The following is a 26,387-nucleotide window of genomic DNA, read 5'->3' as shown; positions in this document are numbered from 1 at the left end:
GTCAGGACGCGACGCCGGCGATTGCCAGCACGGTATGCATGAGGACGTTGGTGCCCGCGGCGCAGTCGGGCTGCGTCGCGTCCTCCAGCTCGTTGTGGCTGATGCCGTCCTTGCAGGGCACGAACACCATCGCGGCAGGCATGATTGTGTTGAGGTTGCAGGCGTCATGGCCGGCGCCGGAGGTGATGCGGCGGGATGAATAGCCGAGCGTCTTCGCCGCGCTCTCGACCGCCGCGATCAGCTTGGGATCGAAATGGGTCGGCGGCTTGCGCCAGACCAGATCGATCTTCACCTCGACCTTGCGGCGGGCGGAAATCTCGGCAATCGCTCCGCGCAAATCGCGGTCGAGAGCATCCATGATCGCGCCGTCTGCACTGCGGCAATCCATCGTGAAGGCGATCTCGCCGGGAATGACGTTGCGCGAGGGATTTGCGATCACGGCCTCGCCGATGGTGCCGACCGCGTTCGGCCCGTGCTTCCTGGCAATGGCTTCCATCGCCAGCACGATCTCCGACAACGTCGCCAGCGCATCGCGGCGCAGCGGCATCGGTGTCGAGCCGGCATGGCTCTCGAAGCCGGAAATCTTGCCGTCGTACCACAACACGCCCTGGCCGGAATCGACGACGCCGATGGTCTTGCCTTCGGCCTCCAGGATCGGGCCCTGCTCGATGTGCAGCTCGACGAAGCAGCCGAGCTTCTGAAAGCCCACCGGCTTGTCGCCGCGATAGCCGATGCTATCCAGCGCCTGGCCGACAGTGGTGCCCTCGGCGTCCTTGCGCGACAAAATGTCGTCGGTGGTGAAATCGCCGACGTACGCCGCGGAGGCCATCATCGCGGGTGCGAAGCGCGAGCCTTCCTCATTGGTCCAGTTGACGACGCAGATCGGTGCGTCGGTCTCGATCCCCGCGTCGTTCAGCGTGCGGATCACTTCGAGCGCACCAAGTGTGCCCAGAATGCCGTCATATTTGCCGCCGGTCGGCTGGGTGTCGAGATGCGAGCCGATGCCGACCGGCGGCTTCGACATGTCGCGGCCTTTGCGCAGGCCGAATTGCGAGCCGAGTGCATCGGTGTGCACCTCAAGCCCTGCCTCCTCGCACGCCTTGCGGAACCAGTCGCGCACCTGCTTGTCCTCGGCACTCAGCGTCAGCCGCCGTACGCCACTCTTGGCCGTCGCGCCAAATTGCGCGGTCTCGTGGATGGAGCCCCAGAGGCGGGCGGAATCGATTTGCAGGTTGGTGACGGCTCGGCTCATGCGTTCGTTCTCTCGATTTTCCGGCGCCTTTTTCAATGACCCGCCAGCGCGGGCGCGTCAACCGCGAGGCTGCTCTGCGCAATCTGCCGTGCAAGCTCGGCGACGCGCTCCACGGCGACGACGTCAGGCGAGGCGAGCCAGCTTGCGGTGAAGGTCAGCGGCGCGATGGCAAGATCGGTGTCGAGCAGTTGCAGCCGCCCGTCGGCGAGCTCGCTCTCGACGATGGCGTCGGGAATCACGGCGACGCCGAGCCCTTCCACCGCCATGTGGATCACGGTCGCAAGCGAAGCGGAGGCGTGCAGTCGGATCGGCGGCAGCTCCGGCCGGTCGAATACCTCGCGCACGACCTCGTAAGGCTTGGTCTTGCGCGGGAAGGTGATGATCGGAAACCGCGCAAGCTCCGCCGGTGTCACAGGGCCCTTGCCGAGCCCGAGCGAAGGACTTGCGAGAAAGCCGATCGGATAGTCGGCGAGCACGCGGTTGTGCACGCCGGAGGCGGACAGGGGGCCGACGACGAAGGCGAGCTCGATCTCCTGCGCGAGCAGGCGTGCGGTGAGGTTCGGCGTGATGTCGACCTCGATCTCCAGCGACAGGTTCGGATAGACTTGGTTCACGCTCTTCACGAGGCGCGGCAGCCAGGTGTGCACGATGGTCTCGGCGACGCCGAGCCGCATCACGCCGCGCATCGCCGAACGGTCGCCAATCTCGGCCATCATCTGTGCACGCAGGCCGATCAGCTTCTCCGCATAGACCATCATCTGCCGGCCGCTCGGGGTGGGTGAGGCCACGCGATGATCGCGGTTGAGCAGCTTCACGCCCATTTCGCGCTCGAGCTGGGCGATCCGCTGGGAGATCGCCGGCTGGGTCGTGTTGAGGCGTTGGGCGGCGCCGCGAAAGCTGCCGAGCTTCACAACCCAAAGGAATGTCTCGATCGACCTGAAGTCCAGCATTGGAAGGATTTTCCCGATCGATAAATCAGATTTATCGAGATTGATTAGAAACGACGATTAGACTTTATAGCACGCTTGGTGTTGGCTTGTCTTTGTCGAGTTTATAGGCAGGTCGATCACATGACTGTTTTGGTGGCAGCGCAGCAAACTGAAACGCCCGACACGCTCCCGAGCCGCAAGGCCCGGCTCGCTTACCGCGAGGGACAGGTCGCCTCCACCGCCGGAATCGCTCCCGGCTTTGTTCAGGGCAATCTCGCGATCCTGCCGGCGGACTATGCCGGTGCCTTCCACCGCTTCTGTCAGCTCAATCCGAAGCCGTGCCCGATCATCGGCATGTCCGACGTCGGCAGTCCTTTCATCCCCGCGCTCGGCGCCGATCTCGACATCCGCACCGATGTGCCGCGCTACCGCGTCTGGCGCGATGGTGAGGTCGTCGACGAGCCGACTGATGTGACGAAGTACTGGCGGGACGATCTCGTGACCTTCGTGCTCGGCTGCTCGTTCTCGTTCGAAGAGGCGCTGCTCGACGAGGGCATGCCGATCCGCCACATCGAGCAGAACGTGCGCGTGCCGATGTACCGCACCAATATCGCCTGCGGCGAGGCCGGCCCGTTCGCAGGTCCCATGGTGGTATCGATGCGGCCGTTCAAGCCGGCGGACGCGATCCGCGCGGTGCAGATCACCTCGCGCTATCCCGCCGTGCACGGTGCGCCCGTGCATCTCGGTCATCCGCATCTGATCGGCATCAAGGACATCTCCAAGCCCGACTACGGCGATCCAGTGCCGGTCGCCGACGACGAGATTCCGGTGTTCTGGGCCTGCGGCGTGACGCCGCAATCGGTGATCAACGCCGCGAAGCTCCCGTTCGCGATCACGCATTCGCCCGGCCTGATGCTGGTAACGGATCTCAAGAACAGGACCATGGCCGTGATTTAGTGGGCAGCATCTGCTGCTTCTTCGAGCTTTACCGCATCCATCAATCGCTTCATTCGATCAGCCAAATTCAGTCACAGGGGACTTTGCCATGACGATCACTCGCCGCGACGTGTTGTTAGGAGCCACCGCCACTGCCGCTCTGGTGCCGCTCGCTGCGCGCGCGCAGACGCCGGAAGTCGTGATCGGCGTGATCTATCCGTTCTCCGGCGGCAGCGCGCAGCAGGGCGTCGACGCGCAGAAGGCGTATGAGACTGCGCTCGAAGTCATCAACAAGGATACCGACTTCGATCTGCCGCTGGCCAAGGGCGAAGGCCTGCCGGGTCTCGGTGGTGCCAAGGTCCGCCTCGTCTTCGCCGACCACCAGGCCGATCCGCAGAAGGGCCGCGCCGAGGCCGAGCGCCTGATCACGCAGGAGAAGGTCTGCGCCATCATCGGCACCTATCAGAGCGCGGTCGCCGTCACCGTCAGCCAGATCTGCGAGCGCTACCAGGTCCCGTTCGTCTCCGCCGACAATTCCTCGCCGAGCCTGCATCGCCGCGGCCTGAAATATTACTTCCGCGCCGCGCCGCACGATGAGATGTACTCGGCCGCGATGTTCGACTTCTTCGATGCCATGAAGAAGAAGGGCACCAAGATCGAGACGCTGTCGCTGTTCCACGAAGACACCATCTTCGGCACCGATTCCGGCAACGCCCAGGCCAAGATCGCGGGCGAGCGCGGTTACAAGATCGTCACCGACATCAAGTATCGCGCCAACTCGCCCTCGCTCTCGGCCGAGGTGCAGCAGCTCAAGTCCGCGAATGCCGACGTGCTGATGCCCTCGAGCTACACCACCGACGGCATCCTCCTGGTCAAGACCATGGCCGAGCTCGGCTACAAGCCGAATGCGATCGTGGCGCAGGACGCCGGCTTCTCCGAGAAGGCGCTCTATGATGCCGTCGGCAACAAGCTCGAAGGCGTGATCTCGCGCGGCACCTTCTCGCTCGACCTCGCGCAGAAGCGCCCGATGGTCGGCAAGATCAACGACATGTTCAAGACGCGATCGGGCAAGGACTTCAACGACCTGACCTCGCGCCAGTTCATGGGCCTGATCATCCTCGCCGACGCCATCAGCCGCGCCAAGTCGACCGACGGCGAGAAGATCCGCGATGCGCTGGCGGCGACCGACATCCCGGGCGAGCAGACCATCATGCCCTGGAAGCGTGTCAAGTTCGACGAGATGGGCCAGAACAACGACGCCGATCCGGTGCTGCTGCAATATGTCGGCGGCAAGTTCGTCACCATCTTCCCGCCGCAGGCCGCGATCGCCGAGGCGATCTGGCCGATGAAGTAAGCAAAAGCGGGACTGAGACAGTAGTTCCCGCCCTCATCCTGAGGGCGGGTGCAGCCCGCGTCTCGAAGGACGAGGGCGGGCCATCCTTCGAGACGCGCGCTGCGGCGCGCTCCTCAGGATGAGGTCGGAGTGTGGGGGACGATGCAGTGACAGCCCAAGCCATTATCCAAAGTCTCGCAAGCGGCCTTCTGATGGGGCTGCTCTACGGGCTGATCGCAGTCGGCCTCGCGCTGATCTTCGGCCTGATGGACGTCGTGAACTTCGCCCATGGCGAGTTCCTGATGATCGCGATGTATGTGAGCTTCTTCCTGTTCACGTTCTTCGCCATCGACCCCTTGCTGTCGGCGCCACTGGTTGCCGCGGCACTCTTCGTGTTCGGGGCCGTCATCTACCTCTTGGTCGTACGGTTCGCCATGCGGGCCAAGGCCAATGCCGGCATGGTGCAGATCTTCTCCACCTTCGGTCTTGCCATCGTGATGCGGGGCCTGGCGCAATTCTTCTTCACGCCGGACTATCGCAGTATCCCGCAATCCTGGCTTGGCGGAAAAACAATATCGATCGGCGGCATCTTTCTGCCGGAGCCGCAGCTGATCGGTGCGCTGGTCTCGATCGCCGCGTTCGCCGGCCTCTACTTCTTCATCCACCGCACCGATTTCGGCCGTGCGCTGGAAGCGACACGCGAGGATCCCGGCGCGGTCGCCCTGGTCGGCATCGACAAGAACCGCGTGTTCGCGCTCGGCTGGGGCCTCGGCGCAGCACTGGTCGGTCTTGCCGGCGCGATCATGGCGGTGTTCTTCTACATCTACCCCGACGTCGGCGCGTCCTTCGCGCTGATCGCCTATGTCACGGTGGCGCTCGGCGGTTTCGGCAGCGTGTTCGGCGCGTTTGCCGGCGGCATCATCGTCGGTCTCGTCGAAGCGGTCACCGCCTTGGTGCTGCCGCCGTCGCTGAAGTCGGTCGGCATCTACGCCGTCTATCTGCTTGTCGTCTTTATCCGGCCGCGCGGCCTGTTCGGGTCGATGTGATGGACAAGACTTTCGCCGCGCGGCGCCGCCGCGACCTCATCATCGCCGCGGTGCTGGCGGCCCTCGCCGCGCTCGCGCCGCTGTTCGTCAAGGACGTCTACGTCCAGAACATCCTGATCCTGACCCTGATGTATGCGGCGCTGTCGCAGAGCTGGAACATCCTCTCCGGCTATTGTGGGCAGATTTCGCTGGGCCACGCGCTCTACTTCGGCATCGGCGCCTACACCACCGAGCTTCTCTTCACGAAGTTCGGCGTGCTGCCCTGGTTCGGCATGCTCGGCGGCGGCGTGATTGCGGCCCTGATCGCAATGGGGCTCGGCTATCCCTTCTTCCGCCTGCGCGGCCACTACTTCGTCATCGCGACCATTGTCATCGCAGAAATCGGCCTGCTGCTGTTCCAGAACTGGGAATGGGCGGGAGCTGCGATGGGCATCACCGTTCCGATCCGCGGCGACAGCTGGCTGAAATTCCAGTTCATGCGCACCAAGCTGCCGTACTTCTATTTCGCGCTGGCGCTCTGCTGCCTCGCCTGGTTCGTCACCTGGTGGCTGGAGGACTCCAAATGGGGCTTCTGGTGGCGTGCGGTGAAGGACAATCCGGAGGCGGCCGAAAGCCTCGGCGTCGTCGTGTTCAACTCCAAGATGGGCGCGGCAGCCGTCTCCGCCTTCCTCGTCGCCATCGGCGGCGCCTTCTATGCGCAGTTCCTCGCCTATATCGACCCTGAGAGCGTGATGGGCTTCCAATTCTCGCTGCTGATGGCGCTGCCGGCGGTGCTCGGCGGCATCGGCACCCTCTGGGGGCCTGTGCTCGGTGCGGCCATCCTGATCCCGATGACGGAGCTGACGCGCTCCTATATCGGAGGCTCCGGCCGCGGCGTCGATCTGATCGTCTACGGCGCGCTGATCGTGGCGATCTCGCTCGCCTTGCCGCAAGGTCTGGTGAGCCTGTTCTCGCGGACAAAAGCCAAGAACCAGATCAAGGGAGCCACACGATGACCGCGCTCCTCGAAACCCGCGGCGTCTGGCAGCGGTTCGGCGGCCTCGTCGCCAACAGCGACGTTTCGATCTCGGTCGGCCGCGGCGAGATCGTCGGCTTGATCGGCCCCAACGGTGCCGGCAAGTCGACGCTGTTCAATCTCATCGCCGGCGTGCTGCCGCCGACGCAAGGTTCGATTCTATTCGACGGCGACGACGTCACCCACATGCCGGCGGCCGAGCGCTGCCAGCGTGGCATCGGGCGCACCTTCCAGGTGGTGAAGAGCTTCGAGACCATGACTGTCATCGACAACGTCATCGTCGGTGCGCTCGTGCGTAACACCGTGATGCGCGAAGCCCGCCGCAAGGCGCACGAGGTGCTGGAGTTCACCGGCCTTGCCGCGCGCGCCGACGTGCTGGCGAGCGACCTCGTGCCGGCCGAGAAGCGTCGCCTCGAAGTCGCACGCGCGCTCGCGACCGAGCCGAAGCTGCTGCTGCTCGACGAAGTCCTCACCGGCCTGACGCCGACCGAGGCGCAGACCGGCGTTGCGCTGGTGCGCAAGGTCCGCGATGCCGGCGTCACCGTCTTGATGGTCGAGCACGTCATGGAGATCGTGATGCCGCTGGTCGACCGCGCCATCGTGCTCGACCTCGGCAAGGTGCTGGTCGAGGGCAAGCCGAACGATGTCGTCCGAGATCCCAAGGTGATCAAGGCATATCTGGGAGATCGTCATGCTGTCGGTGCGTGAAGTCACCACTGCCTATCAGGGTCTGGTCGCGATCTCCGCGGTCTCGATCGAGGTCCAGAAGGGCGAGATCGTCTGCGTCGCCGGCGCCAACGGCGCGGGCAAGTCGACGCTGCTGAAGTCGATCGCCGGTGCCGAGCGTCCGCGCTCGGGCAGCGTGACCTTCGACGGCAAGCGCCTCGACGGCATGGCGCAGCACCATATTACGGCCACCGGCATCGCCTATGTCCCGGAGAACCGCCGCCTGTTCCCCCGCCTGTCGGTGCGCGACAATCTTCGCCTCGGCAGCTATCTCTACCGGGGCGAGGCGAACCGCGAGGCGCCGCTCGACCTCGTCTTTCAGCTGTTTCCGCGTCTGTCCGAGCGCCTCGAGCAGCGTGCCGAAACGCTCAGCGGCGGCGAGCAGCAGATGCTCGCGATCGGCCGCGCGCTGATGACGCGCCCGCGGCTTCTGATGCTGGACGAGCCCTCGCAGGGCATCATGCCAAAACTCGTCGACGAGATCTTCCAGGCGGTAAAACGCATCCGCGACGCCGGCATGACCGTCCTGATCGTCGAACAGCGCATGGCCGAATGCCTCGAGATCGCCGACCGCGCCTACATCCTGCAAACCGGCCGCGTGCTGATGCAGGGCCCGGCCGCGGAGATCAAGGGCAATCCCGACGTGAGGAAGGCGTATCTGGGGCTGTAGTTGCGAAGTGTGGCGCAAGCTCGCCCCGCGCACTCAGTGTCATCGCCCGACTTGATCGGGCGATCCAGTATTCCAGAGACGCCAGAGGGATACGGATAGGCCGCGGCGTACTGGATTCCCCGCCTTCGCGAGGAATGACAGCGGTGGGGAGCTAGTGCTCGTGCCCATGCTCCGGCAGCGTCACCCCGAACACCTTCACCAGATCTTTCACCTGCTCCGGCGACAGATATCGCGGGTTCATCCCGCGGAGCAGCAGGTACAGCTTCGCCGTCTCTTCCAGCTCCTCCGTTGCGAACACCGCGGCCTCCAGCGTGTCGCCGGCGACCACCGGGCCGTGATTGGCGAGCAGTACGGATGAATATCTTCCCGCGAGGCCCTTGATCGCATCCGCCACGGCGGGATCGCCGGGGCGGTAATAGGGCACGAGCGCGGTGGCGCCGCATTTCATCAGGTAATAGGCCGTCATCGGCGGCAGTGCGGCGCGCGGGTCGATCTCCGGCAGCATCGACAGCGCGACCGAATGCGTGGAGTGCAGATGCACGATCGCGCGCGCACTGCCGCGCGTGTCGTAGAGCGCATTGTGCAGCGGAACTTCCTTGGTCGGGGCATCGCCAGAGACCAGCCGGCCCTGATCGTCGAGCCGCGACAGCTTTGCCGGATCGAGGAAGCCGAGCGAGGCGTTGGTCGGCGTCACCAGCCAGCCGCCGCCGTCCAGCCTGACGCTGATATTGCCGGAGGAGCCCGGCGTCAGCCCGCGCTCGAACAGGGACCGTCCGAAGCGGCAGATGTCCTCGCGCAGCCGGATCTCATTGCTCATGGCCGTCATGTCCGCTTGTCTCATGCTTTGGCAGCGCGGCCAAGCCGTGATATCGGTTCGCCGAGCCGCCGCAAAGGCCGGCCGTCCAGGAAACGTTCGCAAGGGTCAGTTGCATATGTCCGCCTCCACGTCTCAAAATCAGCGCATCGCCGTCATCGGGCTCGGCTCGATGGGCTACGGCATGGCGACCTCGCTGAAGCGCGCCGGCCACATCGTCACCGGCTGCGACGTTTCGGCTGACGCGGTGGCGCGTTTCGCGAAGGATGGCGGCGCGGGCGCCAAAACGCCGGCCGAGGCGGCCGGAAATGCCGACATCGTCGTCAGCGTCGTCGTCAATGCTGGGCAGACCGAGGCTGTTCTGTTCTGCAAGGATGGTGCCGCCGAGACCATGCCCGAAGGCAGCGTCTTCATCTCCTCCGCCACGATGGACCCGGACGTGGCGCGCCGGCTTGCCAAGCAGCTGGAGGCGACGGGCCGGCATTATCTGGACGCTCCGATCTCCGGTGGGGCGCAGCGCGCCGCGCAAGGCGAGCTGACGATCCTGGCCTCCGGCAGTCCTGCCGCGTTTGCGAAAGCGCGGCCGGCGCTCGATGCCATGGCTGCGAAGCTCTACGAGCTCGGTGATGCCGCCGGTCAGGGCGCCGCCTTCAAGATGATCAACCAATTGCTCGCCGGCGTGCACATCGCCGCCGCCAGCGAAGCGATGGCGTTCGCGGCCAAGCAGGGCCTCGACATCCGCAAGGTCTATGAGGTGATCACGGCCTCCGCCGGCAATTCCTGGATGTTCGAGAACCGCATGCCGCACGTGCTTGACGGCGATTACACGCCGCGGAGCGCGGTCGAGATTTTCGTCAAGGACCTCGGCATCATTCAGGACATGGCGCGCAGTGCCCGGTTCCCCGTGCCGGTCTCCGCCGCCGCACTCCAGATGTTTCTGATGACATCAGCCGCCGGCATGGGCCGCGACGACGACGCGTCGGTGGCGCGCATGTACGCGCAGGTCACCGGCGTGAAGCTGCCCGGCGACAAGTAAGTTAAGGGGATTCCAATGCCGCGTTTTGCCGCCAATCTCTCGATGATGTTCACCGAGGTGCCGTTCCTCGATCGTTTCGATGCCGCCGCGCAAGCCGGTTTCACCGCGGTCGAGTTTCTCTTTCCCTACGAGCATCCAGCTGAGGTGGTTGGCGAGCGGCTCAAGCGCAACGGCCTGACCCAGGCACTGTTCAACCTGCCGCCGGGCGACTGGAACGCCGGCGAGAAGGGCTTTGCGGCGCTGCCGGCGCGGTTCAATGATCTCAAGGCGAGCCTGGAGACGGCGCTGCCTTACGCCAAGGCGACCGGTGTCAAACGCCTGCACCTGATGGCCGGCATCGCCAACCGCGGCGAACGCGTCGCGATCGAGGCTTTCTACAAGTCGGTGGCATGGGCCGCGGAGTTCTTCGCGCCCCACGGCATCGACGTCGTGATCGAGCCGATCAATGCGCGCAACGTGCCCGGCTATTTCCTCAACGATTTCGGCTTCGCCCGCGACCTGATCCAGGAGCTGAGGCTGGCGAACCTCAAACTGCAGTTTGACCTCTATCACTGCCAGATCATCCATGGCGACGTCACCATGCGGCTGCGCGAGATGATGCCGATCATCGGCCACGTCCAGATCGCCAGCATTCCCTCGCGCAACGAGCCCGACGGTGAGGAGCTCAACTATCCGTTCTTGTTCGAAGAGCTCGACCGCCTCGGCTATACCGGCTTCGTCGGCTGCGAATACAATCCGCGCGGCAAGACCACCGACGGCCTTGCCTGGTTCAAGCCCTACGCTGGAGTGAAGCCGTGACACTTGCGTTGGGCTGCATCGCCGACGATTACACCGGCGCTTCCGATCTCGCCAACACACTGACACGCGCGGGCCTGCGCACCGTGCAGACCATCGGTGTGCCCTCTGACGATCTCGCGCTGCCCGAGGTCGATGCCGTCGTGGTGTCGCTGAAGAGCCGCTCGATCGAGGCCGGCCTTGCCGCCTCGCACTCGCGCGCGGCGGACAAATGGCTGCGCAGCCGCGGTGCTGGCCATGTGCTGTTCAAGATCTGCTCGACCTTCGATTCCACGGATGCTGGCAATATTGGCCCGGTGATGGACGCGTTGCGTGCCGATAGCGGCGAAGGCGCCGTTCTGGTGACGCCGGCGTTCCCGGAGACCGGCCGCACCGTGTACCAGGGCAACCTCTTCGTCGGCGCCGTACCGCTCAACGAGAGCCCGCTGAAGGATCATCCGCTCAACCCGATGCATGATTCGAACCTGGTGCGCGTGCTCGCGCGTCAGAGCAGGACGCAGATCGGTCTCGTCGACCTCGCCACCGTCACGCGCGGCGTAGATGCCGTGCGGGCGCGGCTGGCCGAGCTTGCAGGCAAGGGCATCGGCGCTGCCATCATCGACGCCGTGTTCGACCGCGACCTCGAGACCATCGGCCTCGTGGCCGGCGAACATCGCCTGTCGGTCGGGGCCTCCGGCATTGGCCTTGGGCTCGCGCGCGCGCTGGTATCGACGGGCAAGGTCAGGCCCGGTGCCGCGAGCAGCGAGACCGGAGCTGCCGTCGGCGGACCTGCAGCGTGTCTTGCCGGAAGCTGTTCACAGGCCACGCTTCAGCAGATCGCGAATGCCGAGCGCATCATGCCGGTGCTCCATCTCGACCAGGACCGTATTATTACGGGAGCGAAGGAAGCCGAGCGCGCGCTCGACTGGGCGAGGCCGCGACTTGCCGACGGCCCGGTGCTGATTGCCTCGAGCGCGAAGCCCGAAGAAGTCGCCGCATTGCAAGCCCGTCACGGACGCGACGCCGCGGGCCACGCCATCGAGCAGGCCATGGCCGATATCGCGGAAAACCTCGTGAAAGCAGGGGTTCGGCGGCTCATCGTCGCCGGCGGCGAGACATCCGGCGCGGTCGTCGACCGCCTCGAAATCCCGGGCTTCCTCGTCGGCGCCGAGATCGCCGCGGGCGTCCCCGTGTTGCGCGCCGTTGGCGCCGAAGCAGGCGAGATGCTGCTCGCGTTGAAGTCCGGAAATTTTGGCGGCCCGGAGTTTTTCGCGGATGCGCTTAGGCTCATGCGCTGAACGCAGGGCGTTCTTAGGCCCCTGTTCATTTCTTTCGACTTCCGTGCTCGCGCGGAGTCGTAGTTAACATCTTTCGCAGACGGTCTGCTGTCTGATGTCGGCGCTGTTCCGCTTTGGTTGATTCTTAGAGCTTCCGACGCGCGCCCGCGCCAGCACAACGAGACCCGATTATGTTTGCCAAGCTTTCCATCCGCGCCAAGATCATCAGTGTCGTGGCGTTCCTGCTGGTCGCGATGACCGGCATGGGCCTGCTCGCCGTCTCGAAGATGCGGTCGATGAATGCCAACACCGTCGACATCACGACGAACTGGATGCCCAGCGTCAAGGTGATCGGCGATCTGCGCGCCGCAGTCATCACGTATCGGAACGTGGTGCGCCAGCACATGCTGGCGGAAGCTCTGGAAGACAAGCTCGCGACGGAGAAGACCGCTGTCATGGTGACCGAAGCGCTCGCCAAGACGCGCAGCAAGTATGAGGCCATGATCAGCTCGCCGGAAGAGCGCGCGCTCTACAGCCAGTGGTCCAGGCTCTGGGACGATTACAAGAAGGGCACCGAGGACGTGATGGCCTTGTCGCGCAAGGAGGCTGGCAAGATCCCGCGCGAGGCGCAGGAGCTGAACTCCAAGACCGTCAACAAGATCGGCCTTCAGGCGGATGAGGTCCTGAACAAGGACATCGAGCTCAACACCAAGGGCGGCGAACAGGCCGCTCAGGATGCCGGCGACAGCTACGCCTACGCCTTCATGCTGGTTTCGGTCATTCTCGGCGCCGCCGTCCTGATCGGCATTGGTCTCAGCTTCTATCTCGTCCGCGACGTCTCCAGCGGCATCAATTCCATCACCGAGCCGATGCAGGCGCTGGGCCGGGGGGATCTGACGGCCGAAGTTCCGCATCGCGGCGAGAAGACGGAGATCGGCGCCATGGCCGATGTGCTCCAGATCTTCAAGGAGGCGCTGATCGCCAAGAAGGCCGCGGACGAGGCTGCGGCGGCCGATGCTGAAGCCAAGATCGAGCGCGGCCGCCGCGTCGACAACATCACCCGCGAATTCGAAACCATGATCGGCGAGATCGTCCAGACCGTGTCGTCGGCTTCGACCCAGCTGGAGGCCTCCGCCTCGACGCTGACGTCGACTGCCGACCGCTCCCAGAGACTGGCGACCACCGTGGCTGGAGCTTCGGAAGAAGCCTCGACCAACGTGCAGTCGGTGGCCTCGGCGACCGAGGAGATGGCCTCGTCGGTCGGCGAGATCAGCCGTCAGGTGCAGGAATCGGCGCGGATGGCGGGCGATGCCGTCGGCCAGGCACGCGCCACCACCGAGCGCGTCAGCGAGCTGTCCAAGGCCGCCGCCCGCATCGGCGACGTCGTCGAGCTGATCAACACCATCGCCGGCCAGACCAATCTGCTGGCGCTGAACGCGACCATCGAAGCCGCACGTGCCGGTGAGGCCGGCCGGGGCTTCGCGGTGGTGGCCTCCGAAGTGAAGGCGCTCGCCGAACAGACCGCGAAGGCGACCGGCGAGATCGGCCAGCAGATCTCCGGCATCCAGGCGGCGACCAACGATTCGGTCGGCGCCATCAAGGAGATCTCCTCGACCATCGAGCGTCTCTCGGAGATCTCCTCGGCGATCGCGGCCGCGGTGGAGGAGCAGGGCGCGGCGACGCAGGAGATCGCCCGCAACGTGCAGCAGGCGGCGCAGGGCACCCAGCAGGTCTCCTCCAACATCACCGACGTGCAGCGCGGCGCGACCGAGACCGGCACGGCCTCCTCGCAAGTGCTGTCGGCGGCGCAGATGCTGTCGAACGACTCGGGCCGGTTGAAGAACGAAGTCAGCAAGTTCCTGACCGACGTCCGCGCGGCCTGACTTTCTCCAACAGGTATTCGACTACGCGAGAGCGGCGCCACCGGCGCCGCTCTTTGCTTTTAGGCAAGCGCCCGGCAAGGCCGGACGCGGCTTCGCCTGATCGAAGCGATCCCTGCGGCTTGCTCCGCACATGGCGGCAACGATTCGATAATCATAAAGTCGATGAGCCGCGTGCAGAGGCGAGGTTCGCGATGATCTTTGATGTGAGACAACCTCGCGTTGCCGGAGGCGGGTATTGCTTCCGTGGAACTGCTCTTTTTCTGGGACAGTGCTCACGAGAGGAAGCGAGCCGTGCACTTGCGAATTGGAACGATCCTGCCTCTGATTGTCTCGGCCCTCGCCCTGATGGGGGTGGCCGCCACCGGTTACACGGCCTTTGGGGCCTATCACGACCGAGAGGAGGCGCACGCCTTCGTCGAGCTCAACGGGATATCGCAGCAACTGCTGCTGAGCGCCGGACAATGGGCTCTGGAGCGGGGCATGACCAACGCGGCGCTGAACGCGCCCGAGCCCGTCGCTGCAGACCGCCGCGCCGAAATTGACGGACTCCGTGCAGCTTCGGGGCGGGCGTTCCGCGATGCCGCGCAGCGCCTGCGCAGCCAGCCCGCCCTGAAATCCATCGATACCAACATTGCGGAGGCTGAGCGCGCGCTTCAGGGGTTCGAGAGCCTCCGCCGCAAGGTGGACGCGGATCTGGTCAAGCCGAAGGCTGAGCGCGATCCTGCAATCGTCAATGCAGTCGTTCCGGCCCTGACCGAACTCATCGAGATCGCCGCCAACCGGCTGCGACTGACTTTGGAGACGTTGACGGATACGCCATCGGCGGCAATGACGCGGCTTGTAGGGCTTCGCAATCTCACCGCGGAGATGGCTGAGAATGCCGGTCGCGAGCGAGCCTTCCTTGCGGGCTTGATCAGCGCCCATGCGAAACTCACCGCGGACGGCATCGGTGTGGTGTCCGGATTCCGCGGTCATGTCGAGCTCGCCTGGGAGACCATCTCACCTGTGGCCCACCGCGCCGATATTTCGGCGGGTCTTGGCCAGGCGATCAAGGACGTGGAGGAGAAATACTTCCGCACTTACGGTTCGCTGCGTGCAGATGTCATCGGCGACGGCAAGACGGGCGAATACAAGATCTCAGGCAACGACTATGTGGCGCGTGCGACGAGCGCCATCAACGCGATCCTGCAGCTCGGTCAGGCCATCGCAGCGGATGCGGATCGGGAGGCAGCGGGGCTGGCCGCAAGAAGTACGTCAAATCTGGTCGTCAGCGGCGGCATTCTCTTTGCGAGCGTCGTTCTCGCACTGCTCAGCTTCTGGATCGCATTCTCGCGGATCTTGCGCCCGCTGTCTGCCCTGACGAGCGCGATGGGCGAACTTGCCGCCGGCAATTTCTCCGTCGTCCTGCCCGGCCTCGGCCGTAAGGACGAAATCGGCGACATGGCGCACGCGGTCGAGGTCTTCAAGGTCAAGGCCGAAGAGAAGGCGCGCATGGAGGCCGAGGCGAAGATCAGGCAGGATCAGATTGCGGCCGAGCAGCGAAAGGCCGACATGCACAGGCTCGCCGGCGCATTTGAGACGGCCATCGGCGAGATCGTCGAGACGGTATCCTCTGCGTCGACCGAGCTCGAAGCCTCGGCCGGGACGTTGAATACGACTGCCGAGCGCGCACAGCAATTGGCGGTCGTGGTCGCGGCGGCGTCGGACGAAGCGTCGTCCAACGTCCAATCGGTCGCGTCGGCGACGGAGCAGCTATCGTCCTCCGTCAACGAGATCAGCCGGCGCGTGCAGGACCAGGCCCAGATGGCGAGCGAGGCCGTCGGCCAAGCGGGACGAACCAACGAGAGGATCGGCGAATTGTCGAGAGCGGCCGCCAGAATTGGCGACGTCATCGAGCTGATCGACCAGATCGCCGGACAGACCAATCTCCTGGCTCTCAACGCCACGATCGAGGCCGCGCGCGCGGGCGACGCCGGCCGTGGCTTTGCCGTGGTCGCTTCCGAGGTGAAGGCACTCGCCGAACAGACGGCGAAGGCCACCGGAGAGATCTCCCAGCAGATCACCGGCATTCAGGCGGCCACCCAGGACTCCGTCGGTGCGATCCGGGAAATCGGCGGCTCGATCGGGCGCCTGTCGGAGATCGCCTCGGCCATCGCGGCGGCCGTCGAAGAGCAGGGGGCAGCCACTCAGGAGATCGCGCGTAACGTTCAGAAGGCGGCCCAGGGAACGCAGCAGGTGTCGGCCAATATCGGCAATGTCGAGCACGGCGCCACCGAGACCGGTTCGGCCTCGTCTCAGGTGCTGTCGGCCGCGCAGATGCTGTCGCGCGACTCCAATCGCCTCAAGCTCGAGGTCGGCAAGTTCCTGGACTCGGTCCGCGCCGCCTGAGGCGCGGGGGCTGAGATCTCGTGCCCCCGGGACGCAGGGCGGCATTGCATGCCGCACCGCGTCCGGGACACGAGAGCTACGCCACCCGCCACTCCGGCACCGCGTCCGCGGCCATCGCGATCTCGCCGAGCGATCCCACTGGCGTCCGCTCCATCTCGAGCAGATGCGCCAGCGTCGCGCTATCGCTCGCCGGAATCCGCGCCAGCGTGCGGCAGTCATCCGCGGTGCGCAGCATCACGACGCCGTGCTCGACCTCGCCGCCGCGGCCGTAGAGCACCGTAAAGCTCTCGACCTTGCCTTTGCCTGAGGCCTCGGTGACGAACTCCGGCACCGCGCCCTTGTTGCGGTCGGCCTCGCCTTGCACGCTGGTTTCCTGCGTCAGCGCCGCGAGCGGCGGCGTCTTCGAGACCACCAGCGCGTGATGCTTGGTGACGAAGCCGCCCTGGCCATAGAGCAGGCCGATCCTGGCGCCGTCGCGCACGCGCCGCACCATCGCGCAGGCCGCGTGCGTCATGTAGGTGTTGAGCGGTGCGCCGAAGAAGGTGAGGCCGCCGGTCACTGTCGGCTGCACGTCGTCACCCAGACCTAGCGTCCGCCGCGCCATCTTGGGCACGCAGGGGAAGCAGCTGTAGAGCTCGATCGCGTCGAACTCTTGGCCGTCGCCGCCGGCGAGCTCCATCACGTTCCTGAGCACGGCGTTCTGCGGATGGCTCTCATAGAACTGGTCGCGCAACAGATAGTCGCGCGGCTCTTCCGCCGAGGCGCCGCCGAGCGGATAGACCAGCTTCTCTTCGGGAATCCCGGCCGCACGGGCCTTGGCAAGGCTGGTCAGCAGCAGGGCGCCGCCCATGTTGACGCTGGGATTGGCGACCATGAGCTTGTTGTAGGGCCACGCGATCAGGCGATTGTCCGCCGTCGGCGTCGTGATCTCCTCCCGCGCATAGCGCCGCTTCAGCCAGGCATTGGGATTTTGCGCGGCGGCTTCCGAATAGCGCGACCATAGCGTGCCGGATTCCGCCATCGCTTCGCGCGGCGTCTGGCCCCAATGCGCGGAGGAAGCCGCCTCGTAGAACGGATAGACCGTGACGGGGCGGAACACGCCGAGCTTCACCGCCAGCGGCTTCTGGAACGCCGCGCCGCGCTTGGGCTCCTCGACGTCATGGGCGAACGGCGTCCATGGCAGTTTTGCGCCGGCGCGCTCCGCCTTGGTCGCGGTTGACTGCGCCTCGGCGCCGCAGATTGCTGCCACGGTGCACTCACCGCGCGCGATGCGCTTGGCGGCTTCGTGGATGTAGCGGATCGGGCTCTCGCCGCCGACCGGACCGTAATAGCAATGTGCGGGCGTGATGCCGAGGCGTTGCGCCAGAAGCTGCTCCGGATCGCGATAGCGCCAGCTCAGGAAGTTGACGACATCGAGCGACTGCACCTCGCCGAGCAGCTTTGCGCCGGCATCTTGCTCGGCGCGTCGCAGCGCCTGTTCGAGCAGATCCAGTGGTTCGAGGCCTTCGGCAATCTCCTTCGGGCGGTCGACGATCTCGCCGACGCCGACGATGACGGGGATGCGGTCAGGGGAAACGGTCGTCATTGTTCTTGCTTCTTCACTCTCTCAGATATTTCCGACCTCATCCTGAGGAGCCTGCGAAGCAGGCGTCTCGAAGGATGGGCCGCGGGCTCTCATGGTTCGAGACGGCGCTTGCGCGCCTCCTCACCATGAGGGTCTATCACTCCGCCACCAGCGCGTTCATGTGCTCGACGGCTTCGGCGAACTCTTCCTTGAACTCCTGCACCACGGCGCCGGCGGACTTTACGCTGTCGATCAGGCCTACGCCCTGACCGACGAAGTAGCTGACGAGATCGCGCGCCTTGGCGTTGCCGCCAGCGGCGGCGCGGTCGATCGAGTTGAAGGCATCGCGGCTGATGATGCTTTGCAGCGGCATCGGCAGTGCGCCCGGGCTGTCCGGCGCGCGGTCCCAGGCATCGGTCCAGACCGAGCGGAGCTGCCGCGCCGGCTTGCCGGTGCGGCCCTTGGAGCGCACCGCGTCGCGCGAAGAGGCCGCGATCATCTTCTCGCGGAAGATCTCGCTGGTCTCGGACTCGACGGTGGCGAGCCACACCGAGCCGGTCCAGGCCCCGGCCGCGCCCATCGCCATGCAGGCCGCCATCTGCCGGCCCGTCATGATGCCGCCGGCCGCCAGCACCGGCACGTCGCGGACCTTTTTGATCGCCTTGATCACCTCGGGCACCAGCACCATGGTCGAGACCTCGCCGCAATGGCCGCCGGCTTCGGTGCCTTGCACCACGAGGATGTCGACGCCGGCCGCGACCTGGCGCAGCGCGTGCTCCTTGGCGCCGACGAGCGCCGCGACCGGCACGCCGTACTTCTTGCCCATCTCGATCATCGCCTTGGGCGGCACGCCGAGCGCGTTGGCGATCAGGCGAATCGGATGATTGAAGGAGACCTCGAGCAGCTGCAGCGCGGTTTTTCCGTCGAACGGCTGCGGCTGATTGGCTGGAACCTCCGTAGTCGTCAGCTCGATGTCGTATTTCTTCAGGAGGTCGCGCGTGTAGGTGCGGTGCTGCTGCGGCACCCGCGCTTCGAGGCTCTTCCAGGTGACGTCCTTCTCGCCCGCCGTCGAGATGTTCTCGGGGATCAGCACGTCGATGCCGTAGGGCTTGCCGTCGACGTGATCGTCGATCCATTTCAGCTCGCGTTCGAGCGTATCTGGCGTGTGCACGGTCGCACCCAGCACGCCGAAGCCGCCGGCGCGGCTGACGGCGGCGACGACATCCCGGCAATGGCTGAAGGCCAGCAGCGGGAACTCGATTCCCAGCATGTCGCAGATCGGCGATTTCATGGTGCTCTCTCCCGGCGGCCTTCGCGTTCTCGTTGCTTTAACTGGCGACGCGAGACGATCGATGACATGCCGGATTCGGCAAGGCATCTTGTGTGTAGGCGTCGCGCTCTTCCTACTGCCTACGGCGCCGCCGTCATTCCGGGGCTCGCGTCAGCGAGAGCCGGAATCCATTTCTCTGAGCATTCCTGGCGGCCCGATGCCCCCGGACTGACCGCAGGGGAGCCTGCCACGACAAAACGTGAGGTTGCCCCGCCCAAAAATGCGTTGCGGCGCCCTTGTCATCGGCCGTTCCCGGGCTAATTAATGCAGACGCATCTTTCCGCCGGAGCCCCCCGCATGACCGACACCCCCGCCTACGTGCCGCCCAAAGTCTGGACCTGGAACAAGGAGAATGGCGGGCAGTTCGCCAGCATCAACCGCCCGATCGCCGGCCCCACCCACGACAAGGAGCTGCCCGTCGGCAAGCACCCGCTCCAGCTCTATTCGCTGGCGACCCCCAACGGGGTGAAGGTCACGGTGATGCTGGAGGAGTTGCTGGCGCTCGGCCACAAGGGCGCCGAATACGATGCCTGGCTGATCAGGATCGGCAACGGCGACCAGTTCGGCAGCGGCTTTGTCGACATCAACCCAAACTCGAAAATCCCAGCGCTGATGGACCGCTCGGGCCCGGAGCCGATCCGAGTGTTCGAATCCGGCTCGATCCTGTTCTATCTCGCCGAGAAGTTCGGTGCCTTCCTGCCGAAGGACGTCAAGACCCGCACCGAGGCGATGTCATGGCTGTTCTGGCAGATGGGCAGCGCGCCCTATCTCGGCGGCGGCTTCGGCCATTTTTACGCCTACGCCCCGTTCAAGATCGAGTACGCCATCGATCGCTTTGCAATGGAGACCAAGCGCCAGCTCGACGTGCTCGACCGGCGCCTTGCCGACAACGAATATCTCGCCGGCAAGGATTATACGATCGCTGACATGGCGGTGTGGCCCTGGTACGGCGCGCTCGCCAAGGGGCTGGTCTATGGCGCCGGCGAATTCCTGTCGGTGCAGGACTACAAGAACGTGCAGCGCTGGACCGACCAGATCGCGCAGCGCCCCGCCGTGAAGCGCGGCCGCATGGTCAACCGCGTCTCCGGCGATCCCGCCAGCCAGCTCCACGAGCGCCACGACGCCAGCGATTTCGAGACCAAGACGCAGGACAAGATCGAGGTCGTGACGTAGCGCGTAGGGTGGACTGGCTAGTGGGCTGCGCGATGCGCAGTCCGCTGGCGTAATCCACCATTTGTCCATACATTCGGCGGATTACGCTTCGCTAATCCGCCCTAGGATTTCGTCGCCCCCTCGGCCGCCGGAAACACCACGCGGTCATCGGTGCGGCAGTAGCGGTCGGCGAACATGCGGCCGATCGGGTGGTAGCGGTCCATATGCACCCGCATCGTCTCGTCGTCCCAGAGCTCGTCGCGAATGTGGAAGTGGATGCCTTCGCCCATGATCAGCCGGCGATCGTCGTTGACGTCGATCAGCTTCCAGAGCTTGCATTCCATCGCCCAGGGCGTGTCGGCGAGCCGCGGCACCGCGATCTCAGTCGAGGGCGCAAGCTTCAGCCCGAGATAATCAGGCTCGCCGATCTCGGGCGGAAAGTCGCCGCTGCTCGCGTGCATCGCCCGCGCCAGCGGCTCGTCGGCAAGGTTGACCACGAATTCGCCGGTGCGCTGGATGTTGAGGAAGGTGTCCTTGTCCTGTCCGTTTGGCTTGCGATTGGCCGCGAACATGCAGAGCGGCGGATCCTCGCAGAAGGCGTTGAAGAAGCTGAATGGCGCCGCGTTGACCACGCCCGTCGGCCCGAGCGAGGTCACCCAGGCGATCGGTCGCGGCAGGATGAAGGAGGTCAGCACCTTGTAGCGCTCGCGTGGCGTCAGGTCGCTGGCGGCGTAGTCCATGGTAGCTCCGAGGGAGGGGAGAGCTTCGTAGGGTGGGCAAAGCGAAGCGTGCCCACCACCTCTCGCGTTGGCCGTTATGGTGGGCACGGCGCGCGAAGAGCGCGCCTTTGCCCACCCTACGGCATCTCGTCGATCACGCCATGCTCAGCTCGTGCCGTCCCACCACCATCCAGTGCACCTCGTCCGGACCGTCGGCAAAGCGCAGATGGCGGACGTCCTGGTACATCTCGGCGAGCGGGGTCCAGTGCGAGATGCCGGTGGCGCCGTGCATTTGGATCGCCTGGTCGATGATCTTGCAGGCGCGCTCCGGCACCATGGCCTTGACCATGGAGACCCAGACGCGGGCCTCCTTGTTGCCGAGCACGTCCATCGCCTTGGCGGCCTTCAGCACCATCAGCCGCATCGCCTCGATCTCGCAGCGCGCCTGCGCGATGATCTGCATGTTGCCGCCGAGATGGGCGATCTTCTTGCCGAAGGCCTCACGGGTAAGGCCCCGCTGCACCATCAAATCGAGCGCCTTCTCGGCCTTGCCGATGGTACGCATGCAGTGATGGATGCGGCCCGGGCCGAGACGGAGCTGCGAGATCTCGAAGCCGCGGCCTTCGCCGAGCAGCATGTTCTCCTTCGGCACCCGCACATTGTTGAAGCGCATATGCATGTGGCCGCGCGGAGCGTGGTCCTGACCGAACACATACATGGGCCCGAGCACCTCGACGCCGGGCGTGTCGCGCGGCACCAGGATCTGCGACTGCTGCTTGCTCGGCGCGGCATCCGGATTGGTCTTCACCATCACGATCAGGATCTTGCAGCGGGGATCGCCGAGACCCGAGATGTAATATTTCTCGCCGTTGATGACCCATTCGTCGCCGACCAGCTTTGCGGTGGTCGAAATGTTCTTGGCGTCGGAGGAGGCGACGTTCGGCTCGGTCATGACATAGGCCGAGCGGATCTCGCCGTTGAGTAGCGGCTTCAGCCACTTCTCCTTCTGCTCCTTGGTGCCGACGCGCTCCAGCACCTCCATGTTGCCGGTGTCGGGCGCCGAGCAGTTCATGGTCTCGGAGGCCAGCGGGCTCTTGCCGAGCTCGGCCGCGATATAGGCGTAGTCGAGATTCTTCAGGCCCTGGCCGGTCTCGTCGTCGGGCAGGAAGAAGTTCCAGAGGCCTTCCTGCTTGGCCTTGTTCTTGGCCTTCTCCAGGACTTCGAGCTGCTTCGGCGTGAAGCTCCAGCGATCTTCCTTGGCCTCGCCGGCCTTGGCGAACTCGATCGACATCGGCTCGACGGTGTCGCGGATGAATTTCTTGACATGATCGTATAGCGGCCGGACCTGCTCCGACATTCTGAGATCGTTGAGCTCGTCGCCGGGATTGAGGGTGTAATTGGTGGTGCGGGGAATGTAGCTGTGTTTTGTCATTGTTCCTCCCGGGGACGCTGAGATCGTTCTGGCGGCAGAATAGTGCCAGTGCGGGCAAAGTGCGAGCGCGCATTTTTTCGCGCGAAGCCGTGCCATGCGATGGAATATCGCGAAGACGTTTGAAATGTTGTTTGAATGGGGCTGGGAGAACTCCCCCCAGTGTCGTCCCGGACAAGCGCAGCGAAGCGGAGCGCAGATCCGGGACCCATAACCACGGGAAGAAGTTCGACGACGACTCGAAGTTGCCAGCTCGCCCCACAACCACACTCTGTGGTTATGGGTCCCCGCGTTTGCGGGGACGACACCGGGTCCGAGGCTACGTTAGTTCGGCAGCCGATGCATCGCGCAGATCTTGTTGCCGTCGAGATCGCGCAAATATGCGAGATAGAGCTTGCCGCCGGGGCCCTGGCGAATGCCGGGCGGATCCTCGATCGGCTTCCCGCCGGCCGCGACACCCGCCGCGTGCCATTTGTCGACCTGCTCCGGGGAATTGGCGGCGAACCCGATCGTGCCGCCATTCGCGCAGGTCGCCGGTTCGCCGTTGATCGGCTTCGACACCGAAAACACGCCGGTCTTGGTGATGTAGAAGATGCGGTGGCCGTCGACCCTGGCCGGCCGGACCTCGAGCGTGCTCAGCAAATTGTCATAAAACGTCTTGGCTTTGTCGAGATCGTTGGTGCCGATCATGATGTGCGAGAACATTTGCCCATTCCCTTCTGCGCTGACAAAACGAGAAGCCGTAGGGTGGGCAAAGCGCAGCATGCCCACCACGACATTCGAAAAATGCTTATGGTGGGCGCGGCGCAAGGGCGCCTTTGCCCACCCTGCAAGAGATCAAAACGCCGTATAGCCGCCGTCGATCACGAACGTGTCCGCGGTGTGATAGGACGACGCCTTGCTCATCAGGTACACCGCGATGCCGCCGAAATCGGATGCCTCGCCGAAGCGTCGCTGCGGAATCCGCGGCATCACGTTGGCGACGAATTTGTCGTTGGCCATGATGCCTGCGGTCATGTCGCTCTTGATCCAGCCGGGCAGGATCGCGTTCGCGGTGACGCCGTGCCGCGCCAGCTCGACGCCGAGCGCGCGCACCAGCGCGTTGATCGCGGCCTTGGTCGCGGCATAATGCTCGTTGCGCGCGGTGCCGAAGATCGAGGCGAGGCTCGAGGTCGCAACCAGCCGGCCGAAGGGATCACCGGCATTGGCGCGCTCGGTCATGTGCTTGGCCGCGGCCTGGAAGGCGTGGAACACGCCGTCGAGATTGGTCGCGAACATCGTGCGCCATTCTTCCTCGGTGCGCTCGATGAACGAGCGCCGGCCGCCGCCGCCGATACCGGCGTTGGCGAAGCAGCCGTCGACCCGACCAAACATGTCGAGCGTCGCCTTCATCGCGGCATTGACCGAGGCCGGATCGGTGACGTCGCAGACGCGAGTGTCGACCTTGCCTGATAGCCCGGCCATGCTCGCGGCAGCAGCCTTGTTCTTGTCGGGATTGCGACCCCAGATCGAGACGTTGCAGCCCTGGCCGGCCAGCGCCTGCGCAATGCCGAGGCCAATGCCGCCATTGCCGCCGGTGATCACGGCGACGCGGCCGGTGAGGTCGAAAATGTTCATGGGGCGTTTCCTGTTCTTGGCAAGGCTTCTTCACACGCGGCCCATCAGCCGCTGCGCGCAAGATTGCTTGCTATGCTCTGATCACCATGGACAAGCCCGCGCCAAAAATCAAATATGCGCCCCGGTAAAACGAAATTCCGGTCTGCGAAACTGACTTAAGGCCGCAACTGACGAGGACACCATGCAGTTCAAACACGTCACGCTCGATTTCGATGGCTCAGTCGCAATTCTCAGGCTCGACCATCAGGAGGTGATGAACGCGGTCTCCGTGGACATGCTGGGCGGCCTCGCTGAGGCGCTCGATACGATCGAGGAGAAGAAGGACGAGGTGCGCTGCGTGGTGCTGACCGGCGCGGGCCGGGCCTTCTGCACGGGCGCGAATCTGCAAGGGCGCAACAACCAGTCGAAGAAGACCAAGGCCGGGTTGACGCTGGAGACCGGCTTTCATCCTTTCCTGCGCCGTATCCGCAATCTGCACTGCCCGATCGTCACGGCGGTCAACGGCCCGGCGGCCGGCGCCGGCATGAGCTTCGCGCTGCTCGGCGACATGATTTTGTGCGCGCGCTCCTCCTACTTCCTTCAGGCCTTCAGGCGTATCGGCCTCGTGCCGGATTGCGGCTCGACCTGGCTGTTGCCGCGCCTCGTCGGCCGAGCGCGTTCGATCGAATTGTCGTTGATGGGTGAGCGGCTGCCGGCCGAGAAGGCGCTGGAATGGGGCCTCGTCAACCGCGTCTATGACGACGGCGTGCTGATGGAGGAGGCGATGAAGCTCGCGCGCGACCTCGCCAGCGGCCCGACGGTCGCGCTGTCCCTGATCCGCAAGCTCTATTGGGACAGCCCCGAGAATTCCTTCGAGGATCAGCTCAACCACGAATTCCAGTGCCAGCTCCGCGCCGGCGACACCCAGGATTTCCGCGAGGGCGTCGGCGCGTTCCTGGAAAAGCGCCCCGCGCAGTTCAAAGGCAAATGATCGAGGCCGAGCTTTCACGCAGCGTCCAGCGCTGGTGCAAGGGCGCGACCGGCGTCACCGGCGCGGCCAAATTGTCGGGCGGCGCCAGTCAGGAAACCTGGCGTTTCGACATTACCCATCCCGATGGGCCTATCGGCGCGATCCTGCGGCGCTCGCCGAAGGGCTATGGCGCGGCGCCGACGCGCGCGGCCGGCCTTGCCGCCGAGGCGCAGCTGATGCAACTCGCCTTCGAGGCCGGCCTGCCATCGCCGCGCGTGATGCACGTGCTCGTGCCGGAGGACGACCTCGGCACCGGCTTCATCATGCAAAGGGTCGAGGGTGAGACCATCGCGCGCAAGATTCTTCGCGATGACGAATATGCGGCGGCGCGGCCGCATCTCGCGCGCCAGATCGGCGGCATTCTCGCTGGCCTGCATCGACTGCCAAAGGACAAGCTGCCCGAGTTGCGCAGCCGCGGCGCGAGCCAGGAGATCTCCGAGTTCGAACGCGACTATCGCAGCCTGAACTGGCCCAAGCCCGTGTTCGAGCTGGCGCTACGCTGGCTGCGTGATCACGATCCCGGCCCGTCGGCCGAGACGACCCTGGTGCACGGCGATTTCCGCAACGGCAATCTCATCATCGGTGCCGACGGTGTGCGGGCCGTGCTGGACTGGGAGCTCGCCCATCTCGGCGATCCCATGGAGGATCTCGGCTGGGTCTGTGTGAATTCATGGCGTTTCGGCGAGATCGACAAGCCCGTCGGCGGTTTTGGCACACGCGAGGAATTGTTCGCGGGCTATGAAGCTGCCGGCCGCAAGGTCGACCCCGCGCGCGTCGAATTCTGGGAAGTGATGGGGACGCTGCGCTGGGGCATCATGTGCGGCGGCATGATGCAGCGGTTCCGCGAGGGACCCGACCATTCCATGGAGCGCGCCATGATCGGCCGCCGCGCCAGCGAAACCGAGATCGATCTGTTGCGGCTGCTGGCGCCGCGCGGGAGCTGATACATGCAGGACGAGCCGACCCCGATCGAGCTGACCAAATCGGTCGCCGATTTCCTCCGCAACGACATCACGCCGCTGATCTCCGGCCACCAGGCCTTCAAGCTGCGCGTTGCCATCAACATCCTCGACCTCGTGACGCGGCAGCTGACGCGGGAGGAGGGGAGCGATGCTGCGGAAGTCGAGCGGTTGCGTGCGCTGCTCGGCGAGGACGGATCGGTCAAGGAGCTGAACCGCGCACTCGCCGAGCGCATCGCCAAAGGCGAGGTCGATCTCGCAACCCCAGGCCTCGCCGAGCATTTGTGGGCGACCACGATGGACAAGCTCGCCGTCGATCAGCCGAACTACGCGTCATACAGGCGCGAGCTGGGGCGGGGCGGGTAGGGAGGTTGTGCCTCGTCTTCACTGTCATCGCCCGCGAAAGCGGGCGATCCAGTATTCCAGAGACGACTGTGAGATGCAGAGAAGCTGCGGCGCATTGGATGCCCCGGTCGAGCCGGGGCACGACACCGATAATGTGGAGAGCGCTCGTCGTCGAGACGCGACA

24 protein-coding genes are annotated in these 26,387 nt (G+C 65.0%); 15 read left to right on the top strand and 9 right to left on the bottom strand.

All coding sequences use genetic code 11. From position 1 onward, the window contains the following. Position 1: 1 nt before the first annotated feature. Positions 2 to 1,252: a Zn-dependent hydrolase gene (locus tag UNPA324_RS13820; protein WP_141934903.1), complete on the bottom strand. Its 1,251-nt coding sequence runs from the start codon at positions 1,250 to 1,252 to the stop codon at positions 2 to 4. 32 nt (positions 1,253 to 1,284) lie between these two features. Then, complete coding sequence (locus UNPA324_RS13815) at positions 1,285 to 2,202, bottom strand: LysR family transcriptional regulator (RefSeq protein ID WP_128917008.1); 918 nt, start codon at positions 2,200 to 2,202, stop codon at positions 1,285 to 1,287. A gap of 120 nt (positions 2,203 to 2,322) precedes the next feature. Between UNPA324_RS13815 and UNPA324_RS13810 the strand changes: the two genes are divergently transcribed. From UNPA324_RS13810 to UNPA324_RS13785, 6 genes are all read left to right on the top strand, one after another. Further along, on the top strand, positions 2,323 to 3,138 hold the full coding sequence (locus UNPA324_RS13810) for a putative hydro-lyase (RefSeq protein ID WP_128917009.1): 816 nt from the start codon (positions 2,323 to 2,325) through the stop codon (positions 3,136 to 3,138). Positions 3,139 to 3,226: 88 nt separating this feature from the next. After that, positions 3,227 to 4,471 (top strand): ABC transporter substrate-binding protein, encoded by a 1,245-nt coding sequence (locus UNPA324_RS13805; protein WP_128917010.1) that lies wholly within the window; start codon positions 3,227 to 3,229, stop codon positions 4,469 to 4,471. 191 nt (positions 4,472 to 4,662) lie between these two features. Then, positions 4,663 to 5,496, top strand: a complete 834-nt coding sequence (locus UNPA324_RS13800) for a branched-chain amino acid ABC transporter permease (protein WP_245471619.1) — start codon at positions 4,663 to 4,665, stop codon at positions 5,494 to 5,496. Next, on the top strand, positions 5,496 to 6,491 hold the full coding sequence (locus UNPA324_RS13795) for a branched-chain amino acid ABC transporter permease (RefSeq protein WP_128917012.1): 996 nt from the start codon (positions 5,496 to 5,498) through the stop codon (positions 6,489 to 6,491). Before UNPA324_RS13800 ends, UNPA324_RS13795 begins: the two co-directional genes overlap by 1 nt. Then, positions 6,488 to 7,219: an ABC transporter ATP-binding protein gene (locus UNPA324_RS13790; RefSeq protein ID WP_128917013.1), complete on the top strand. Its 732-nt coding sequence runs from the start codon at positions 6,488 to 6,490 to the stop codon at positions 7,217 to 7,219. Before UNPA324_RS13795 ends, UNPA324_RS13790 begins: the two co-directional genes overlap by 4 nt. Further along, positions 7,203 to 7,907, top strand: coding sequence for an ABC transporter ATP-binding protein (locus UNPA324_RS13785; protein ID WP_128917014.1), 705 nt, complete (start codon positions 7,203 to 7,205; stop codon positions 7,905 to 7,907). Before UNPA324_RS13790 ends, UNPA324_RS13785 begins: the two co-directional genes overlap by 17 nt. A gap of 151 nt (positions 7,908 to 8,058) precedes the next feature. On the opposite strand, the gene otnC is transcribed toward UNPA324_RS13785, so the two are convergent. Further along, positions 8,059 to 8,733, bottom strand: coding sequence for a 3-oxo-tetronate 4-phosphate decarboxylase (gene otnC / locus UNPA324_RS13775; protein WP_164937331.1), 675 nt, complete (start codon positions 8,731 to 8,733; stop codon positions 8,059 to 8,061). On the opposite strand from otnC, the gene ltnD reads away from it, so the two are divergent. The 5 genes from ltnD (at position 8,693) to UNPA324_RS13750 (ending at position 16,079) form a co-directional block, all read left to right on the top strand. Continuing rightward, complete coding sequence (ltnD, locus tag UNPA324_RS13770; RefSeq protein ID WP_349630207.1) at positions 8,693 to 9,757, top strand: L-threonate dehydrogenase; 1,065 nt, start codon at positions 8,693 to 8,695, stop codon at positions 9,755 to 9,757. The genes otnC and ltnD overlap by 41 nt on opposite strands. A gap of 15 nt (positions 9,758 to 9,772) precedes the next feature. Further along, positions 9,773 to 10,555 (top strand): 2-oxo-tetronate isomerase, encoded by a 783-nt coding sequence (gene otnI / locus UNPA324_RS13765; protein WP_141934901.1) that lies wholly within the window; start codon positions 9,773 to 9,775, stop codon positions 10,553 to 10,555. Continuing rightward, the gene (otnK, locus tag UNPA324_RS13760; RefSeq protein ID WP_141934900.1) at positions 10,552 to 11,829 is read left to right on the top strand and encodes a 3-oxo-tetronate kinase; all 1,278 of its coding nucleotides are present in this window, start codon (positions 10,552 to 10,554) and stop codon (positions 11,827 to 11,829) included. Before otnI ends, otnK begins: the two co-directional genes overlap by 4 nt. Before the next feature lie 170 nt (positions 11,830 to 11,999). Continuing rightward, positions 12,000 to 13,691, top strand: coding sequence for a methyl-accepting chemotaxis protein (locus UNPA324_RS13755; protein ID WP_141934899.1), 1,692 nt, complete (start codon positions 12,000 to 12,002; stop codon positions 13,689 to 13,691). 291 nt (positions 13,692 to 13,982) lie between these two features. Next, on the top strand, positions 13,983 to 16,079 hold the full coding sequence (locus UNPA324_RS13750) for a methyl-accepting chemotaxis protein (protein WP_246667168.1): 2,097 nt from the start codon (positions 13,983 to 13,985) through the stop codon (positions 16,077 to 16,079). A 76-nt stretch (positions 16,080 to 16,155) separates the two neighbouring features. On the opposite strand, the gene UNPA324_RS13745 is transcribed toward UNPA324_RS13750, so the two are convergent. Then, positions 16,156 to 17,664, bottom strand: a complete 1,509-nt coding sequence (locus tag UNPA324_RS13745) for an acetyl-CoA acetyltransferase (protein ID WP_128917020.1) — start codon at positions 17,662 to 17,664, stop codon at positions 16,156 to 16,158. A gap of 136 nt (positions 17,665 to 17,800) precedes the next feature. Then, complete coding sequence (locus tag UNPA324_RS13740) at positions 17,801 to 18,934, bottom strand: nitronate monooxygenase (protein ID WP_141934898.1); 1,134 nt, start codon at positions 18,932 to 18,934, stop codon at positions 17,801 to 17,803. A 336-nt stretch (positions 18,935 to 19,270) separates the two neighbouring features. Between UNPA324_RS13740 and yghU the strand changes: the two genes are divergently transcribed. After that, on the top strand, positions 19,271 to 20,146 hold the full coding sequence (gene yghU / locus UNPA324_RS13735) for a glutathione-dependent disulfide-bond oxidoreductase (protein WP_128917022.1): 876 nt from the start codon (positions 19,271 to 19,273) through the stop codon (positions 20,144 to 20,146). Positions 20,147 to 20,247: 101 nt separating this feature from the next. On the opposite strand, the gene UNPA324_RS13730 is transcribed toward yghU, so the two are convergent. The 4 genes from UNPA324_RS13730 to UNPA324_RS13715 form a co-directional block, all read right to left on the bottom strand. Beyond that, the gene (locus UNPA324_RS13730; protein ID WP_128917023.1) at positions 20,248 to 20,865 is read right to left on the bottom strand and encodes a flavin reductase family protein; all 618 of its coding nucleotides are present in this window, start codon (positions 20,863 to 20,865) and stop codon (positions 20,248 to 20,250) included. Between the two features lie 133 nt (positions 20,866 to 20,998). Beyond that, positions 20,999 to 22,276 carry an acyl-CoA dehydrogenase family protein gene (locus UNPA324_RS13725; protein ID WP_128917024.1) on the bottom strand — a complete coding sequence of 426 codons (1,278 nt, stop codon included), beginning with the start codon at positions 22,274 to 22,276 and terminating at the stop codon, positions 20,999 to 21,001. 321 nt (positions 22,277 to 22,597) lie between these two features. Further along, complete coding sequence (locus UNPA324_RS13720; RefSeq protein ID WP_128917025.1) at positions 22,598 to 22,978, bottom strand: VOC family protein; 381 nt, start codon at positions 22,976 to 22,978, stop codon at positions 22,598 to 22,600. Between the two features lie 132 nt (positions 22,979 to 23,110). Then, a complete protein-coding gene (locus tag UNPA324_RS13715; protein ID WP_128917026.1) occupies positions 23,111 to 23,890 on the bottom strand; it encodes an SDR family NAD(P)-dependent oxidoreductase in 780 nt (259 codons plus the stop codon). 181 nt (positions 23,891 to 24,071) lie between these two features. Between UNPA324_RS13715 and UNPA324_RS13710 the strand changes: the two genes are divergently transcribed. The 3 genes from UNPA324_RS13710 to UNPA324_RS13700 are packed head-to-tail and all read left to right on the top strand — an operon-like array spanning position 24,072 to position 26,224. After that, entirely contained in the window at positions 24,072 to 24,860 is a 789-nt protein-coding gene (locus tag UNPA324_RS13710; RefSeq protein WP_141934897.1) for an enoyl-CoA hydratase/isomerase, read from the top strand. Then, positions 24,857 to 25,843: a phosphotransferase family protein gene (locus tag UNPA324_RS13705; protein ID WP_128917027.1), complete on the top strand. Its 987-nt coding sequence runs from the start codon at positions 24,857 to 24,859 to the stop codon at positions 25,841 to 25,843. The genes UNPA324_RS13710 and UNPA324_RS13705 overlap by 4 nt, the downstream gene beginning before the upstream one ends. A gap of 3 nt (positions 25,844 to 25,846) precedes the next feature. Beyond that, positions 25,847 to 26,224 carry a DUF6285 domain-containing protein gene (locus UNPA324_RS13700; protein WP_128917028.1) on the top strand — a complete coding sequence of 126 codons (378 nt, stop codon included), beginning with the start codon at positions 25,847 to 25,849 and terminating at the stop codon, positions 26,222 to 26,224. The last annotated feature ends 163 nt before the right edge of the window (positions 26,225 to 26,387 follow it).

Origin of the sequence: Bradyrhizobium sp. UNPA324 (assembly GCF_006658635.1) — a bacterium.
GTDB classification, from domain to species: domain Bacteria; phylum Pseudomonadota; class Alphaproteobacteria; order Rhizobiales; family Xanthobacteraceae; genus Bradyrhizobium; species Bradyrhizobium nanningense.
This window is presented reverse-complemented; position numbering and strand designations above follow the sequence as displayed.

Coding starts and splice junctions, on each gene's coding strand:
- UNPA324_RS13820 (WP_141934903.1), bottom strand. CDS start 1,252: ATGAGCCGAGCCGTCACCAACCTGCAAATCGATTCCGCCCGCCTCTGG.
- UNPA324_RS13815 (WP_128917008.1), bottom strand. CDS start 2,202: ATGCTGGACTTCAGGTCGATCGAGACATTCCTTTGGGTTGTGAAGCTC.
- UNPA324_RS13810 (WP_128917009.1), top strand. CDS start 2,323: ATGACTGTTTTGGTGGCAGCGCAGCAAACTGAAACGCCCGACACGCTC.
- UNPA324_RS13805 (WP_128917010.1), top strand. CDS start 3,227: ATGACGATCACTCGCCGCGACGTGTTGTTAGGAGCCACCGCCACTGCC.
- UNPA324_RS13800 (WP_245471619.1), top strand. CDS start 4,663: ATGGGGCTGCTCTACGGGCTGATCGCAGTCGGCCTCGCGCTGATCTTC.
- UNPA324_RS13795 (WP_128917012.1), top strand. CDS start 5,496: ATGGACAAGACTTTCGCCGCGCGGCGCCGCCGCGACCTCATCATCGCC.
- UNPA324_RS13790 (WP_128917013.1), top strand. CDS start 6,488: ATGACCGCGCTCCTCGAAACCCGCGGCGTCTGGCAGCGGTTCGGCGGC.
- UNPA324_RS13785 (WP_128917014.1), top strand. CDS start 7,203: ATGCTGTCGGTGCGTGAAGTCACCACTGCCTATCAGGGTCTGGTCGCG.
- ltnD (WP_349630207.1), top strand. CDS start 8,693: ATGTCCTCGCGCAGCCGGATCTCATTGCTCATGGCCGTCATGTCCGCT.
- otnC (WP_164937331.1), bottom strand. CDS start 8,733: ATGACGGCCATGAGCAATGAGATCCGGCTGCGCGAGGACATCTGCCGC.
- otnI (WP_141934901.1), top strand. CDS start 9,773: ATGCCGCGTTTTGCCGCCAATCTCTCGATGATGTTCACCGAGGTGCCG.
- UNPA324_RS13755 (WP_141934899.1), top strand. CDS start 12,000: ATGTTTGCCAAGCTTTCCATCCGCGCCAAGATCATCAGTGTCGTGGCG.
- UNPA324_RS13745 (WP_128917020.1), bottom strand. CDS start 17,664: ATGACGACCGTTTCCCCTGACCGCATCCCCGTCATCGTCGGCGTCGGC.
- UNPA324_RS13740 (WP_141934898.1), bottom strand. CDS start 18,934: ATGAAATCGCCGATCTGCGACATGCTGGGAATCGAGTTCCCGCTGCTG.
- yghU (WP_128917022.1), top strand. CDS start 19,271: ATGACCGACACCCCCGCCTACGTGCCGCCCAAAGTCTGGACCTGGAAC.
- UNPA324_RS13730 (WP_128917023.1), bottom strand. CDS start 20,865: ATGGACTACGCCGCCAGCGACCTGACGCCACGCGAGCGCTACAAGGTG.
- UNPA324_RS13725 (WP_128917024.1), bottom strand. CDS start 22,276: ATGACAAAACACAGCTACATTCCCCGCACCACCAATTACACCCTCAAT.
- UNPA324_RS13720 (WP_128917025.1), bottom strand. CDS start 22,978: ATGTTCTCGCACATCATGATCGGCACCAACGATCTCGACAAAGCCAAG.
- UNPA324_RS13715 (WP_128917026.1), bottom strand. CDS start 23,890: ATGAACATTTTCGACCTCACCGGCCGCGTCGCCGTGATCACCGGCGGC.
- UNPA324_RS13710 (WP_141934897.1), top strand. CDS start 24,072: ATGCAGTTCAAACACGTCACGCTCGATTTCGATGGCTCAGTCGCAATT.
- UNPA324_RS13705 (WP_128917027.1), top strand. CDS start 24,857: ATGATCGAGGCCGAGCTTTCACGCAGCGTCCAGCGCTGGTGCAAGGGC.
- UNPA324_RS13700 (WP_128917028.1), top strand. CDS start 25,847: ATGCAGGACGAGCCGACCCCGATCGAGCTGACCAAATCGGTCGCCGAT.